Origin of the sequence: Streptomyces sp. NPDC000348, from assembly GCF_042898795.1 — a bacterium.
Classification (GTDB): Bacteria; Actinomycetota; Actinomycetes; order Streptomycetales; family Streptomycetaceae; genus Streptomyces.
Map to the genome: position 1 here is coordinate 493,226 of NZ_JBIAZD010000003.1, position 14,274 is coordinate 507,499.

Below are 14,274 nucleotides of genomic sequence, written 5' to 3' on the forward strand. Positions count from 1 at the left end.
GTGGGCGCCGTGCTGGGTCGGACGAGGCGAGGCTTGAAGCGGTGAACGTGCTGGACATCCTGTTGCTCGTCGCCGCCGTGTGGTTCGCGGTCGTCGGCTACCGCCAGGGCTTCGTCGTCGGCATCCTGTCGGTGATCGGCTTCCTGGGCGGCGGTCTCGCCGCCGTCTACACGCTGCCCGTCATCTGGGACGCCCTGACGGACGACTCCGAGGTCGGCACGACGGCCGCCGTCGTCGCGGTCGTCGTCGTCATAGTCTGCGCCTCCGTCGGCCAGGCCCTGACCACCCACCTCGGCAACAAGCTGCGCCGCCACATCACCTGGTCCCCGGCCCGCGCGCTGGACGCGACGGGCGGATCCCTGGTCAACGTCGTCGCGATGCTCCTGGTCGCCTGGCTGATCGGCTCGGCCCTCGCCGGCACGACGCTGCCGACGCTCGGCAAGGAGGTCCGCGGCTCCAAGGTGCTGCTCGGGGTCTCCCGGGCACTGCCCGACCAGGCCGACACCTGGTTCGCCGACTTCTCCTCCGTCCTCGCGCAGAACGGCTTCCCGCAGGTCTTCAGCCCCTTCGCCAACGAGCCGATCACCGACGTCCGGCCCCCGGACCCGGCCCTGGCGGGCAGCCCCGTCGCCCTCCGCGCGCAGCGCTCCATCGTCAAGGTGACGGGCACCGCCCCGAGCTGCGGCAAAGTCCTGGAGGGCACCGGCTTCGTCTTCGCCGAGCGCCGCGTCATGACCAACGCGCATGTCGTGGGCGGCGTCGACGAGCCGACCGTGCAGATAGGCGGCGAGGGCAGGAAGTACGACGCGACGGTCGTCCTCTACGACTGGAAGCGCGACATCGCCGTCCTCGACGTGCCCGATCTGAAGGCGCCCGCGCTGCGGTTCACGGCCGAGGACGCGAGCAGCGGCGACGGCGCCATCGTCGCCGGCTTCCCGGAGAACGGGGCGTACGACGTCCGCGCGGCCCGCCTGCGCGGACGCATCACGGCCAACGGCCCCGACATCTACCACCGCGGCACCGTCCGCCGTGACGTGTACTCCCTGTACGCGACGGTCCGTCAGGGCAACTCAGGCGGCCCGCTGCTCACCCCCGAGGGGGAGGTCTACGGCGTGGTCTTCGCGAAGTCGCTCGACGACGCGGAGACGGGCTACGCGCTCACCGTGGACGAGATCCAGGACGACATCGCCACGGGCCGCAGCGCCAACCAGGAGGTGGACAGCGACAGCTGCGCGCTCTAGGCCCCGCCGTCGGCTTCCCGTCCGCCCCGGGGGTCAGCCGTACGGACCGTCAGCCGCGCGGGTGGCGCAGGCGGACGGAGACCCAGCGGGCCCTGCGGCGGAGGATGCGCGGGATTCCCACCCTGAGGTCCGTACCTGCCATCTGCGGTGCACCGCCTCGCTGGTGGGAGCCCATACCGCCCGCCGAGCGGCGGTCGCGGCCTGCGTCACTGTAGTCGTGCGTCCAGCCCATACCCGGACGTCTGCCCCCGCCCCAAGGTCGATAACCACCTCACGCGCCCTCAATTGGCTTATGCGCGGGGCAATTGGCCGACCGTCGGACACGTGCTCGGCCGGCTCACCGATCGGGTTCGGGATCCTTCAGCCAATTGATCAGTTCCGTCGAGAAGGCGACCGGATCCTCCTCGTGCGGAAAGTGCCCGAGCCCGTCGAACAGCCGCCAGCGATAGGGCGCTTCGACGTACTCCCCGGACCCCGCGGCACTGCGCGTGCGCACCACCGGGTCCAGTGAGCCGTGCAGGTGCAGCGTCGGCACCCGCACGGGCCGCTTCATCCTGCGGTTGAACTGGATGCCGTCCGGCCGGGCCAGGGAGCGCACCATCCAGCGGTACGGCTCGATCGAGCAGTGCGCCGTGGACGGGATGCACATGGCCCTCCGGTAGTTCTCCAGCGCCTCCTCGTCCGGCAGGCGCGGCCCGGACCAGTCCTGGATGAGCTCGGCCACCAGCGCCCCGTCGTCCGCGGTGAGCCGGCGCTCCGGGATCCAGGGCCGCTGGAAGCCCCAGATGTGGGACATCGCGGCCGACTGCCTGGCGTCGGAGAGCAGTGCCGAGCGCCAGCGTCGCGGATGCGGCATGGACGCGACCGCGAGCCGCCGTACGAGTTTGGGGCGCATCGCCGCCGCCGTCCACGCCAGGTATCCGCCCAGGTCGTGCCCGACCAGCGCGGCGTCCGGCTCGCCGAGGGAGCGGATCACCCCGGTGATGTCCAGCGCGAGGTTGGCCGGGTCGTAGCCGCGCGGTGTGCGGTCGCTGCCGCCGACACCCCGCAGATCCATGGCGACGGCCCGGAAACCGGCGTCGGCGAGCGCCGTCAGCTGGTGCCGCCAGGTCCACCAGAACTGCGGGAAGCCGTGCAGCAGCAGCACCAGGGGGCCGTCGCCCAGTTCCGCGATGTGGAAGCGGGCGCCGTTGGCGGCGACGTCCCGGTGCGTCAGTCCGGTGCCGCCGGGGATGTCGAGCCGTACGACCGAAGCGGGCTGCGCCGGAGGGGGGGCGGGTTCCGTCATGAGGACGAGCGTGCCACAGCCTCGATGGCCTGGGGGCCCCGGTCCTCGGGCAGCTCGGGGCGCGGGTGCGGCTTGGCCTTCTGCAGCACGCCCGCCGTCTCCTTCACCGAGGCGGCGACCTTCTGCGGGCCCCGGCCCTTCTTCGCCTTCTTCGCGAAGACGACGCCGATCAGCGCGAGGAACAGCGCGATCAGCACGTTCGCCGCGAAGGAGAGCAGGAAGCAGACCGCGAGGTTCCAGTCGCTCCAGGTGCGGATGCCGTAGGCGAGCGCGAAGTTCAGCATCGGCAGGGAGAACAGCAGCAGCACACCGGCCGCCGTGAACGCGCCGCCGCTGGTCGCGCCCCGCTTGACGTCCTGCTTGAGCTGCGCCTTCGCCAGCGCGATCTCGTCGTGCACCAGCGCCGACATGTCAGCCGTCGCCGAGGCGAACAGCTGGCCGATGCTGCGTTCGGCGCCGACCGGGCTGCCGTCGGGTGCGCTCATCGCGGTCTCCCTCTTCTGCGTACGTGCGGGTGTCCGCGCGTACGGTTCAGTCTTTTGTACCGTCTCGTCAGATCATGCCGGACCGTCGTGCTCCTCGCCTGCCCCGCCCGTCACTTCGGCAAGCGCGTCCCGCTCGGCGGCCTTCTCCCGGGCGAGCCGCCGGTGCTCCGCGGCCTTCCGCTCGTGGATCTCCGCCATGCGCAGGTGGTACGCCGGGTCGTCCTGCTCGTAGACGTCAGGTATGCCGCTGAGGTCCTCGTCGCGCTCCTCCTCCTCGGCCAGCCTGCGGTACTTGGCGTTCCGTATCTTCAGCAGCACCGTCGCGACGGCGGTGGCGATCAGCGAGCCGGCCAGGACGGCGGCCTTGACGCTGTCGGTCATCGACGCGTCGTCCTCGAAGGCGAGCTCCCCGATGAGCAGCGAGACGGTGAAACCGATCCCGGCGAGGGTCGCCACCGCGAACACGTCCGCCCAGGCGAGCTCGTCGCTGAGCGACGCCCTGGTGAAGCGTGCCGTCAGCCAGGTGCCGCCGAAGATGCCGAGCGTCTTGCCGACGACCAGTCCGAGCACCACGCCGAGCGTCTCGGGCTGGGTGAACACGTCCGTGAGGGCGTCGCCGGAGATCGCCACGCCGGCGCTGAAGAGGGCGAACAGCGGGACCGCCAGGCCCGCCGAGAGCGGCCGGACGAGGTGCTCGATGTGCTCGCCGGGGGAGTGCTCCTCGCCCTCGTGGCGGTGGCAGCGCAGCATCAGGCCCATGGCGACACCGGCGATGGTGGCGTGGATGCCGCTGTTGTACATCAGCGCCCACACGACCAGTGCCAGCGGCACGTACACGTACCAGCCGCGTATGCCCTTGCGCAGCAGCAGCCAGAAGACGAGCAGGCCCGCGACCGCGCCGCCGAGCGCCGCGAAGTCCAGGCCGTCGGTGAAGAAGACCGCGATGATCAGGATCGCGAACAGGTCGTCGACGACGGCGAGGGTGAGCAGGAAGGCCCGCAGCGCGCTCGGCAGGGAGGTGCCGATGACGGCGAGCACGGCGAGCGCGAAGGCGATGTCGGTGGCGGTGGGCACGGCCCAGCCGGCCGGCGAACCGCCGCCCACGCCGCTGGTGAGCGTGTAGACCAGCGCCGGTACGGCCATGCCGCACAGGGCGGCGACGACGGGGAGCGCGGCGGCCTTGGGGTCGCGCAGATCACCGGCGACGAGTTCGCGCTTGAGTTCGATGCCCGCGACGAAGAAGAAGACCGCGAGGAGTCCGTCGGCGGCCCAGTGCGCCACGGACAGGTCGAGCCCGAGGGCCCCGGGGCCGAAGTGGAAGTGGCTGACGCTCTCGTAGCTGCTGTGCAGAGCGGGCACGTTCGCCCAGATCAGCGCGGCGACGGCGGCGAGGAGCAGAAGGACGCCGCCGACGGTCTCGGTGCGCAGCGCGTCCGCGACGTATGTCCGCTCGGGCAGGGAAAGACGTCCGAAGACCTTGCGGGGGCTGGGGGTGCGGGGCGTGGTCACGGGGGAGTTCCTCTGGTCGGCGGGCAGCACGAATCGCGTGCCGACCAGACTTCCCGGCGCCCCATGAGACAGCTTTTTGCTTAGTTTAGCTAACGGGCTCCTAGGGTGCACCAGGAGCACACGGGGCACCCGGCGCGGGGGCGCGCCGGGTGCCGTCGTCCGGCCGTGCCCGGCCGGTGCGCGCTCAGTCCTCGCCGGGCGCCTGGGGCAGCTTGGCCTGGATGAGGTCCATGACCGTGCTGTCGGTCAGGGTGGTGACGTCGCCGAGCTGGCGGTTCTCCGCGACGTCCCGCAGCAGGCGCCGCATGATCTTGCCGGAGCGGGTCTTCGGCAGCTCGGCCACCGACAGGATCCGCTGGGGCTTGGCGATCGGGCCGAGGGTGGCGCCCACGTGGCCCCGCAGTTCACCGACGAGGTCCTCGGTCTCGGCCGCCGTGCCGCGCAGGATCACGAAGGCGACGATCGCCTGGCCGGTCGTCTCGTCCGCGGCGCCGACCACGGCGGCCTCGGCGACCGACGGGTGCGAGACGAGCGCGGACTCGACCTCCGTGGTGGAGATGTTGTGGCCGGACACCAGCATCACGTCGTCGACCCGGCCGAGCAGCCAGATGTCGCCGTCGTCGTCCTTCTTGGCACCGTCACCGGCGAAGTACTTGCCCTCGAACCGCGACCAGTAGGTGTCGATGAACCGCTGGTCGTCGCCCCAGATGGTGCGCAGCATCGACGGCCACGGCTCGGTGAGGACCAGGTAGCCGCCGCCGCCGTTCGGCACCTCGTTCGCCTCGTCGTCGACGACGGTCGCGGCGATGCCGGGCAGCGGGGTCTGGGCGGAGCCCGGCTTGGCGTCGGTCACGCCCGGCAGCGGCGAGATCATGATGCCGCCGGTCTCGGTCTGCCACCAGGTGTCCACCACCGGGGTGCGGTCCGCGCCGATGTTCTTGCGGTACCAGATCCACGCCTCGGGGTTGATCGGCTCGCCCACCGAGCCCAGCACGCGCAGGCTGCCGAGGTCGAACTTGGCGGGGATGTCGTCGCCCCACTTCATGAACGTGCGGATCGCGGTGGGCGCCGTGTAGAGGATCGTCACGCCGTACTTCTGCACGATCTCCCAGAAGCGGCCCTGGTGCGGGGTGTCCGGCGTGCCCTCGTACATCACCTGGGTGGCGCCGTTGGCGAGCGGGCCGTAGACGATGTAGGAGTGACCGGTGACCCAGCCGACGTCGGCCGTGCACCAGTACACGTCGGTCTCCGGCTTGAGGTCGAAGACGGACCAGTGTGTGTACGCCGTCTGGGTCAGGTAGCCGCCGGAGGTGTGCAGGATGCCCTTCGGCTTACCCGTCGTCCCCGAGGTGTAGAGGATGAACAGCGGGTGCTCGGCCCCGAACGCCTGAGGGGTGTGCTCGGTGCTCTGCCGCTCCACCAGGTCGTGCCACCACACGTCCCGGCCCTCGGTGAAGGCGACGTCCTGGCCGGTGCGGCGGACGACGAGGACGTGCTCGACGGTGCCGGCCTTGGCGACCGCCTCGTCCACGGCCGGCTTGAGCGCGGAGGGCTTACCGCGCCGGTGGCCGCCGTCGGCCGTGATGACGACGCGCGCGTCGGCGTCCTGGATGCGGGTGGCGAGCGCGTCCGCGGAGAAGCCGCCGAAGACGACGGAGTGCGCGGCGCCGATGCGGGCGCAGGCCAGCATCGCGATGGCGGTCTCCGGGATCATCGGCATGTAGACCGCGACCCGGTCGCCCTGCCGGACGCCGAGCTCCAGCAGGGCGTTGGCGGCCTTGGAGACCTCGTCCTTGAGCTGGGCGTAGGTGATGGCGCGGCTGTCGCCCGGCTCGCCCTCGAAGTGGATGGCGACCCGGTCGCCGTGCCCGGCCTCCACGTGCCGGTCCACGCAGTTGTAGGCGACGTTGAGCTCGCCGTCCTTGAACCACTTGGCGAACGGCGGGTTCGACCAGTCCAGGGTCTCGGTGGGCTCGGTGGCCCAGGTCAGCCGGCGGGCCTGCTCGGCCCAGAAGCCGAGCCTGTCAGCCTTGGCCCGTTCATACGCCTCCGCGGTGACGTTGGCGTGGGCGGCCAGGTCGGCGGGGGGCGCGAAACGTCGCTCCTCCTTCAGAAGGTTGGCCAGGCTTTCATTGCTCACGGCATCTGCCTTTCCCAGGGTGTCCGTTGTGTCCCAGGCCACAGCTCATCAGACCCAGGGGTGCGCTGACAAGGGCCGACGGGAAATTGGTTTAGACCTGTCGGGTGGGGTGGCGCGAGGTGCGCCACCCCATCCCACGGGGCTCGGAGCAGGCCGGTTCAAGGTGTGTAACGCCTCTCACACCCGGACGGCCCCCTCACACCGACAGGTCCGCGGACCGCACCCGGTCGAACACCTTCTCCTCGTCCCGCTCGGTGAGGAGATACGCCTGGGCCTCACCCACGTGGAAGTACATGCCGTGCAGTTCCAGGGCCCCGTCCTTCAGGGCCCGGGCCACCGGTTCGTGGGCGCGCAGATGCTCCAGCTGCTGCACCACATTCGTCAGGCAGAGCTGCTCGACCGCGTCGGCGGGTGCCCGCCCGGCCAGCCGCGACGGGGGCCCGTCGGCGTCGCCCATGCGCTGCAGGCTCGGCAGGCCGTGTCGCAGCCAGCGTCTCAGCGGGGTGCGGGCTCCGTCCTGGCCGGTGTCGAGCAGCGCCTGCATCGCACCGCACCCCGAGTGCCCGCACACCGTGATCGACCGGACCGCCAGCACTTCCACGGCGTACTCGATGGCGGCCGCCACCGAGTCGTCGCCGCTCTCCGCGCCGGGCGGTGGTACGAGGTTGCCGACGTTGCGTACCACGAACAGGTCTCCCGGACCACTGGCCGTGATCATCGAGGTGACCACCCGGGAGTCGGCACAGGTCAGGAACAGCTGTGCGGGCCGCTGTCCCTCGCGCGCCAGCCGGGCCAGCTCACCGCGTACCAGGGGAGCGGTGTTGCGCTGGAACGCGCTGATGCCGCGGATCAGTGCGTGGCCGCCGGTTTGGGCCGGCTCCGATTCCCCTTCAGCGGTTCCGGCCGTTCCGTCCGCTCTCTTCGTTCCGTCGGTCCCGTCCGGCCGTGGATCGCCGCCCGGCAGGGGGTGCGGGCGTTCGCACTGGTGGTTGCGCCAGGCCGTCCAGGGCCGGCAGCGGCAGTCGGCGCCGGACGCGCCGGCCTCTTCGCTCCCGTCGGACGGGTGGCCGGAGCCGAGGGCCGCGGGTTCGGCGATCCGGAGCCCGGCGCGGCGGCCGGTGATCTCGACGGTGCCGCCCCGCGCGGTGTGCGTGCTCTGCCAGTCCTGCAGCGTCTCGTACGCCGCGTGGTCCATGAAGGACCCGTCCAACGCCACGACCGCGTCGGCCCCTTGGGGTACGAGGTGCAGGGACCGGCTGAGCCGTGGCACCGCGAGGAACGTCAACTGGCCCCGTACGTGGACGTGGTGGACTCCCTCCTTCTCCTCGTGTGTGATCCGGGTGCGGGTGAGCCGGTGCAGGGCCACGCCGACGGCGACGGCGATGCCCAGCGCCACGCCCTCCAGGACGCCGAAGGACACGACGCCGAGGGTGGTCAGGGCGTAGACCAGGACTTCGCGGTGGCGGGTCACCGTGCGGATGTGGTGCAGGGACACCATCTGGATGCCGACGGCCATCACCAGGGCGGCGAGCGAGGCGAGCGGGATGAGCTCCAGGAGCGGGACCAGCAGCAGCGTGGCGATCACTACGAGAACGCCGTGCAGCATCGTGGAGTTCCGGCTCACGGCACCCGCTTTGACGTTCGCGGAGCTGCGGACCGCCACGCCGGCCACCGGGAGTCCGCCGAGCGAGCCGGAGACGATGTTGGCAGCGCCCTGACCGAGCAGTTCGCGGTCCAGATCGGAGCGCCCGACATGACCGGGACCGGGGCGGCCGGACACCAGCTTGTCGACGGCCACGGCACCGAGCAGCGACTGCACGCTGCACACCAGCGTCGTGGTGAGCACGGCGGCGGCGAGGCCGAGCACGGGTCCCTCGGGCAGCCCCGCCAGGGCGTGGTTGCGCCAGGACGGCAGATCGACCTTGGGCAGGACGAGGCCGACCGCGGCGGCGACCGCGGTGGCTCCGGCGACGGCGACGAGCGCTGCCGGAACCGCGCGGAGAACGCGTCCGGCACGGCCCGGGAGCCGGGGCCAGAGCAGCAGCAGGGCCAGTGTCAGCAGACTCACCGACAGGGCCGCGGGATGCAGGTTCGCCAACTGGGCGGGAAGGGCGAGCAGGTTGTCGGGGACGGAGCTCTGCGGGGTGCCGCCGAGGACGATGTGCAGCTGGGCGACGGCGATGGTGACACCGATGCCGGCGAGCATGCCGTGCACGATCGCGGGGCTCACGGCGAGCGCGCCGCGCGCCACGCGCAGGCAGCCGAGGCCGAGCTGGGCGATTCCGGCAAGGACGGTGATGGCGCAGGTCGTCCGCCAGCCGTACTGCTGGATGAGGTCGGCGGTGACGACGGTGAGTCCGGCGGCGGGACCGCTCACCTGGAGCGGGGAGCCGCCGATCCGCCCGACGACGATTCCGCCCACGGCGGCGGCGACCAGGCCGGCCTGGAGCGGCGCGCCGGTGGCGAGGGCGATGCCGAGGGAGAGCGGAAGGGCGATCAGGAAGACCGCGATCGAGGCCGACAGATCGGCTCCCGCGATACGCGGCCGCGGGGTGCCGGTGGGCGGCGGGCTGTGGGGCGGGTGGGCGCGCTCGGTCCGATCCGAGTCGGCGGCGCGGGCGGGAACGCAGGCTGACATGGGTTCTCCTCTCCCGGACATCAACAATCCGTAAACGGATCGTAATTGAGAGTAAAGGGCTGGCATAGACTTTCCGGGCAAATGGATGAATCAATCACTCCAGCGAGTGACGCAGCCATTTCATCGGCTTGTCGTATTAATTCCTTCTTCGTTCCGTGCGACTTTGACGGCGCGGTCGGCGTGGACCGGCACAGCACCAGACAAGGCCCTCATCGAGCTCGGCCCGAGAGAAGGAAGAAGGTGGGCGGATGGCCGCCACCCGCGGAATCGCCACGGGCACCGTGATCGTCGCGGTCTGCGTCGCCTCGCTCGCCGGCTGCGGGACCGGCGCCGACGGCGCCGGCGAGCAGGCGCGTGACCAGGAGAAGGGCAAGCCGGCTCCGGCGCCGAAGAACGTCGTCCGGCTGATCGGCGACGGTTCCACCGCGTACACCGGGGCACAGCCGCACCTGCCCCGGCCCGAGCGGCTGAAGCGCGGCGAAAAGCCCCCGCAGTTCGTCGTCTTCTCCTGGGACGGCGCGGGCGAGGACGGCCAGAAGCTCTTCTCGCATTTCCGCAAGGTCGCCAAGGAGAACAACGCGACCATGACGTACTTCCTGAGCGGCGTGTACCTGCTGCCGCAGGAGAAACGCGATCTGTACCGCCCGCCGCAGCACTCCCCGGGCCGCTCCGACATCGGCTTCAACGACCGGGAGGGCATCGCCGACACCGTGAAGCAGCTGCGCCTCGCCTGGCTCGAGGGCAACGAGATCGGCACCCACTTCAACGGGCACTTCTGCGGCAGCGGCGGTGGGGTCGGCGAGTGGTCGGTGGCGGACTGGAAGGACGAGATCGCCCAGGCCAAGCACTTCGTGAAGACCTGGAAGACCAACACCGGCATGAAGGACTCGGCCCCGCTGCCCTTCGACTACGACAAGGAGCTGATCGGCGCCCGCACCCCTTGCCTGGAGGGACAGAAGAACTTCCTGAAGGCCGCCCGCGACCTGGGCTTCCGCTACGACACCAGCGGCGTCAACAACCAGGTGTGGCCGAAGAAGAAGCAGGGGCTGTGGGACCTGTCGATGCAACTCGTGCCCTTCCCCGGGCACTCCTTCGAGCAGCTCACCATGGACTACAACTTCATGGTCAACCAGTCCGGCACCCCCCGGGGCAACCCCGCCAAGCACCGGATGTGGGGCGATCAGATGCGGGACGGCCTCCTCCAGGGCTTCGAGCGGGCCTACAAGGGCAATAGGGCGCCCTTGATCATCGGCAACCACTTCGAGTCCTGGAACGGCGGCACCTACATGCGGGCCGTCGAGGAGGTCGTCGAGGAGGTGTGCACCAAGTCCGACGTGCGCTGCGTCTCCTTCCGCCGGCTCGTGGACTGGCTGGACGCCCAGGACCCGGAGACCCTGGCGAAACTGCGCACGCTGGGCGTCGGTGAGGCCCCGAAGAAGGGCTGGAAGTCCTTCCTGTCCGACGGTTCCGCACCGGCTCCCAAGGGGGTGCCCGGGTCCCCGGCCGGGAAGCGCTGAGCGTCAGGCGGGCGCCGTGACGTTCTCGCCGAGCACGAAACCGGGGTCGATCTGGGCCGCCAGGTCGGTCCCGGTGCGCTCGTCGCCCCACGACCGGGCGTTCTTCAGATGGAAGTGCGCCATCTGGCGGGTGTAACGCTCGTGGTCGCGCGACTCGTACGTCGCGTCGGTGGCCGAGTGCAGCAGACGCAGCGCGTGCCGGTTGGGCTCCTCCAGGAGGTCGAACCGGGGTGGCCGCCCCTTCTCCATGGCCCGGACCCAGTCCGAGTGCCCCACTGTCACCAGCAGGTCCTCCCCGGTCTCCGTGCGGAGGAAGTCGAGGTCGTCCGGGCCCTGCACCTTGTTGCCGACGACCTTCAGGGTGACGCCGAAGTCGCGGGCGTACTCCTTGTACTGGCGATAGACGGAGACCCCCTTCCGGGTCGGCTCGGCCACGAGGAACGTGATGTCGAAACGGGTGAACATGCCGGAGGCGAAGGAGTCCGAGCCGGCCGTCATGTCGACCACGACGTACTCACCGGGGCCGTCCACCAAGTGGTTCAGGCACAGCTCCACCGCTCCAGTCTTGGAGTGGTAGCAGGCGACCCCCAGGTCGGCGTCGGTGAAGGGGCCGGTGACCATCAAACGGACGGCCCCGCCGTCGAGTTCCACCGGCCGCGCACAGGCGTCGTAGACCGGATTGTCCTCGCGCACCCGCAACAGCCGGGAGCCCTCGCCGGGCGGAGTGGTTTTGATCATCGTCTCGGCGGACGCGATGCGCGGATTGGTGCCGCGCAGATAATCCTTGATCAGCGGCAGGTGCTCGCCCATCGCGGGCAGCGCGGCCGCCTCGGCCTCGTCCAGGCCCAGCGCGGCCCCGAGGTGCTGGTTGATGTCGGCGTCCACCGCGACGACCGGGGCGCCGACGGCCGCGAGATGACGGATGAACAGGGAGGACAGGGTCGTCTTTCCGCTGCCGCCCTTCCCTACGAAAGCAATTTTCATGTTCACCAAAGGTACTGGATCGGTAGCTGTATGTGACAGTCGGGCGTGAAGAAGACCACTCCTTCGTGGGGCGGGCGCCGGGGGTGCGTAGTGTCGTACCCATGAGTACGACAGGCGCGACCGCCGACCCGCTCGCCGCCCTGGGCTCCCTGCCCGGAGTGGCCGACTCCGTGGAGTCCGTGCGCAAGGCCGTGGACCGGGTCTACGGGCACCGGGTCATGCGGCGGCGCAGCAACGAGATCACCTCCGAGGCGGCGCTGCGCGGCGCCCGCGGCTCGGCGGCGCTGTCGGGCGCGGACTGGGCCCTGGAGGAGGTGCGCCGGCGCAGCGACTTCAGCGGCGACGGCGAGGCCCGCACGATGGGTGCGGCACTGCGGCTGACCGCCGAGGCGGGGCAGTTGCTGTCCATCTGGCGGCAGTCGCCCCTGCGGGTCCTGGCCCGGCTGCACCTGGTCGCGGCGGCCGACAAGGCCGAGCGGGTGGGGCGGCCCCGCCAGGAGGGCGAGCCGGTCGACGAGCCCTTGATCGGGCTCGCTCTGCCGAGTGCGGCGGAGGCGCACGGTCGGCTGGACGGACTGTCCGAGGTGATCATCACGGGCGGTTCCGCCCCGGCGCTGGTGACGGCCGCCGTCGTGCACGGCGAACTCCTCGCACTGCGCCCCTTCACCTCCCACAACGGCCTGGTCGCGCGTGCGGCCGAACGCATCGTGCTGGTCGGCAGCGGTCTCGACCCCAAGTCGGTCTGCCCGGCCGAGGTCGGACACGCCGAGCTGGGGCAGGAGGCCTACCTCAGGGCGCTGGAGGGCTATGTCTCCGGCACCCCCGAGGGTGTGGCGGCCTGGATCGCCCATTGCGGGCGCGCGATCGAGCTGGGGGCACGCGAGTCGACGGCCGTGTGCGAGGCGCTTCAGCGCGGGGCTGCGTAGAAGGGCCGGACAAGGGCCGGGCAGAGATGCGGCGGTACGAGTACTCGTACCGCCGCTGGCATGTCCACCGCGTTACCAAGCGTCCTCGATATGTGCCCATCAGGTCGGGGACTTCGCCCGTCACCTGGTGCGGCTGGCCCGTAATCGACGGGTCGACGTCGCGTGGGTTCCCGGTGTTCATGCTCGGTCCGTGGGGCCGCACATGCGTTGATGAAGGTGATCCTCGCGGATGTCCTTGGTCTCGCGGGCCGTTAAGTCCTTTGTACTCCGGGTTCGAAGCAAGCGGAAGTCCTCCTGCTTCTTTGCCTCCGGTCTCACATCCGCGCCGAGCGGGCGTCGGCGGGGTGGGTGCGACCGGCGGCGCGGCCCGCGCGGCAGGCGGTCAGGCCGCCGGCGTGCGGCGTCGGCTCGCGTACCAGACGAGGCCCGCGGTGGCCGCCGCGGCGCCTATGGCGGCCGCCGCGACCAGGGCGGGGCGCGGCGGTACGGAGAACGCGGGGAAGCGCTGCTTGAGCCGCACCGGCCGGTGGAAGTCGAGGATCGGCCACTCCCGCGCGAGGGCCTCCCGGCGCAGTGCGCGGTCCGGGTTCACGGCGTGCGGGTGGCCCACGGACTCCAGCATCGGCACGTCGGTCACCGAGTCGCTGTAGGCGTAGCAACGGGCCAGGTCGTAGCCCTCCGACTCGGCCAGTTCCCTGACCGCCTCGGCCTTGGTCGGGCCGTACGCGTAGTACTCCACCTCGCCGGTGAAGCACCCGTCGTCGCCGACGACCATACGGGTGGCCACCACTCGGTCCGCGCCGAGTAGTTCGCCGATCGGCTCGACCACCTCGGCGCCCGACGTGGACACGATCACGACGTCGCGTCCCGCGGTGTGGTGCTGCTCGATGAGGGTGGCGGCCTCGTCGTAGATGATCGGGTCGATCAGGTCGTGCAGCGTCTCGGCGACGATCTCCTTGACCTGCTGGACGTTCCAGCCGCGGCAGAGCGCGGACAGGTACTTGCGCATCCGCTCCATCTGGTCGTGATCGGCGCCGCCGGCCAGGAACACGAACTGGGAGTATGCGGTGCGCAGGACAGCCCTGCGGTTGATCAGGCCGCCTTGATAGAACGACTTGCTGAACGTGAGCGTGCTCGACTTCGCAATGACCGTCTTGTCCAGGTCAAAGAAGGCGGCTGCGCGGGGCATCGAGTGGTTTTCCACGTCCTTGAGCATAGGCGCAGCCCATTCGGCGTAAGGTGGGGCGTGTGGGTTTGCCTGAGAGGGCTCTCGGGTACACCATGGAAGTCACGGATCGTTCGCGACCGTGCTAACCCGGTCCGACTCCTCCCCCCCCGAGTCGGCCGTGGGGACGACCCCCGCTCTCCCCCCCGGCGGGGGTCGTCGCATGTCCGGGTGGGTTTTTCTCGTTCTCCTCGCGGTTACGGCATCGCGCCGGCGCTACGTGCGTCCCTGCCTGTCATGTGCATGAATAGTTACCGGCGGTAGTCGTCGGACTGCTCTGCGGGGGCCGTACAGGGAGTGCGCGGGACTCACCGGTGTGGG

11 protein-coding genes are annotated in these 14,274 nt (G+C 70.7%); 3 read left to right on the forward strand and 8 right to left on the reverse strand.

The features are described 5' to 3' along the window. Positions 1-41 precede the first annotated feature (41 nt). On the forward strand, positions 42-1,241 hold the full coding sequence (locus tag ACFY3N_RS09145; RefSeq protein WP_390815947.1) for a MarP family serine protease: 1,200 nt from the start codon (positions 42-44) through the stop codon (positions 1,239-1,241). A gap of 49 nt (positions 1,242-1,290) precedes the next feature. On the opposite strand, the gene ACFY3N_RS09150 is transcribed toward ACFY3N_RS09145, so the two are convergent. The 6 genes from ACFY3N_RS09150 to ACFY3N_RS09175 form a co-directional block, all read right to left on the reverse strand. Continuing rightward, complete coding sequence (locus ACFY3N_RS09150; protein WP_390815948.1) at positions 1,291-1,473, reverse strand: hypothetical protein; 183 nt, start codon at positions 1,471-1,473, stop codon at positions 1,291-1,293. Positions 1,474-1,578: 105 nt separating this feature from the next. Then, a complete protein-coding gene (locus ACFY3N_RS09155; protein WP_390815949.1) occupies positions 1,579-2,529 on the reverse strand; it encodes an alpha/beta fold hydrolase in 951 nt (316 codons plus the stop codon). Beyond that, positions 2,526-3,014 (reverse strand): phage holin family protein, encoded by a 489-nt coding sequence (locus tag ACFY3N_RS09160; RefSeq protein ID WP_390815950.1) that lies wholly within the window; start codon positions 3,012-3,014, stop codon positions 2,526-2,528. The genes ACFY3N_RS09155 and ACFY3N_RS09160 overlap by 4 nt, the downstream gene beginning before the upstream one ends. A gap of 72 nt (positions 3,015-3,086) precedes the next feature. After that, positions 3,087-4,523, reverse strand: coding sequence for a Na+/H+ antiporter NhaA (gene nhaA / locus ACFY3N_RS09165; protein ID WP_390815951.1), 1,437 nt, complete (start codon positions 4,521-4,523; stop codon positions 3,087-3,089). A 184-nt stretch (positions 4,524-4,707) separates the two neighbouring features. Next, positions 4,708-6,663, reverse strand: coding sequence for an acetate--CoA ligase (gene acs / locus ACFY3N_RS09170; protein WP_390815952.1), 1,956 nt, complete (start codon positions 6,661-6,663; stop codon positions 4,708-4,710). 196 nt (positions 6,664-6,859) lie between these two features. Next, entirely contained in the window at positions 6,860-9,301 is a 2,442-nt protein-coding gene (locus ACFY3N_RS09175; protein ID WP_390815953.1) for a SulP family inorganic anion transporter, read from the reverse strand. Between the two features lie 248 nt (positions 9,302-9,549). Here ACFY3N_RS09175 and ACFY3N_RS09180 point away from each other — a divergent pair, with 248 nt between their 5' ends. After that, complete coding sequence (locus ACFY3N_RS09180) at positions 9,550-10,818, forward strand: hypothetical protein (RefSeq protein ID WP_390815954.1); 1,269 nt, start codon at positions 9,550-9,552, stop codon at positions 10,816-10,818. Positions 10,819-10,821: 3 nt separating this feature from the next. Here ACFY3N_RS09180 and ACFY3N_RS09185 read toward each other — a convergent pair whose 3' ends face one another. Beyond that, complete coding sequence (locus ACFY3N_RS09185; protein WP_390815955.1) at positions 10,822-11,802, reverse strand: ATP-binding protein; 981 nt, start codon at positions 11,800-11,802, stop codon at positions 10,822-10,824. 101 nt (positions 11,803-11,903) lie between these two features. Here ACFY3N_RS09185 and ACFY3N_RS09190 point away from each other — a divergent pair, with 101 nt between their 5' ends. Further along, a complete protein-coding gene (locus ACFY3N_RS09190) occupies positions 11,904-12,728 on the forward strand; it encodes an oxidoreductase (protein WP_390815956.1) in 825 nt (274 codons plus the stop codon). A gap of 382 nt (positions 12,729-13,110) precedes the next feature. Here the strand turns inward: ACFY3N_RS09190 and ACFY3N_RS09195 are convergent, their stop codons facing one another. Beyond that, on the reverse strand, positions 13,111-13,944 hold the full coding sequence (locus ACFY3N_RS09195) for an HAD family hydrolase (RefSeq protein ID WP_390815957.1): 834 nt from the start codon (positions 13,942-13,944) through the stop codon (positions 13,111-13,113). Between the last annotated feature and the right edge of the window lie 330 nt (positions 13,945-14,274).

Bases quoted from the DNA above. Each gene is read 5' to 3' on its own strand.
- ACFY3N_RS09150 (WP_390815948.1), bottom strand. From the start codon at position 1,473: ATGGGCTGGACGCACGACTACAGTGACGCAGGCCGCGACCGCCGCTCG.
- ACFY3N_RS09160 (WP_390815950.1), bottom strand. From the start codon at position 3,014: ATGAGCGCACCCGACGGCAGCCCGGTCGGCGCCGAACGCAGCATCGGC.
- ACFY3N_RS09180 (WP_390815954.1), top strand. From the start codon at position 9,550: ATGGCCGCCACCCGCGGAATCGCCACGGGCACCGTGATCGTCGCGGTC.
- ACFY3N_RS09185 (WP_390815955.1), bottom strand. From the start codon at position 11,802: ATGAAAATTGCTTTCGTAGGGAAGGGCGGCAGCGGAAAGACGACCCTG.
- ACFY3N_RS09155 (WP_390815949.1), bottom strand. From the start codon at position 2,529: ATGACGGAACCCGCCCCCCCTCCGGCGCAGCCCGCTTCGGTCGTACGG.
- ACFY3N_RS09190 (WP_390815956.1), top strand. From the start codon at position 11,904: ATGAGTACGACAGGCGCGACCGCCGACCCGCTCGCCGCCCTGGGCTCC.
- ACFY3N_RS09195 (WP_390815957.1), bottom strand. From the start codon at position 13,944: ATGCTCAAGGACGTGGAAAACCACTCGATGCCCCGCGCAGCCGCCTTC.
- ACFY3N_RS09175 (WP_390815953.1), bottom strand. From the start codon at position 9,301: ATGTCAGCCTGCGTTCCCGCCCGCGCCGCCGACTCGGATCGGACCGAG.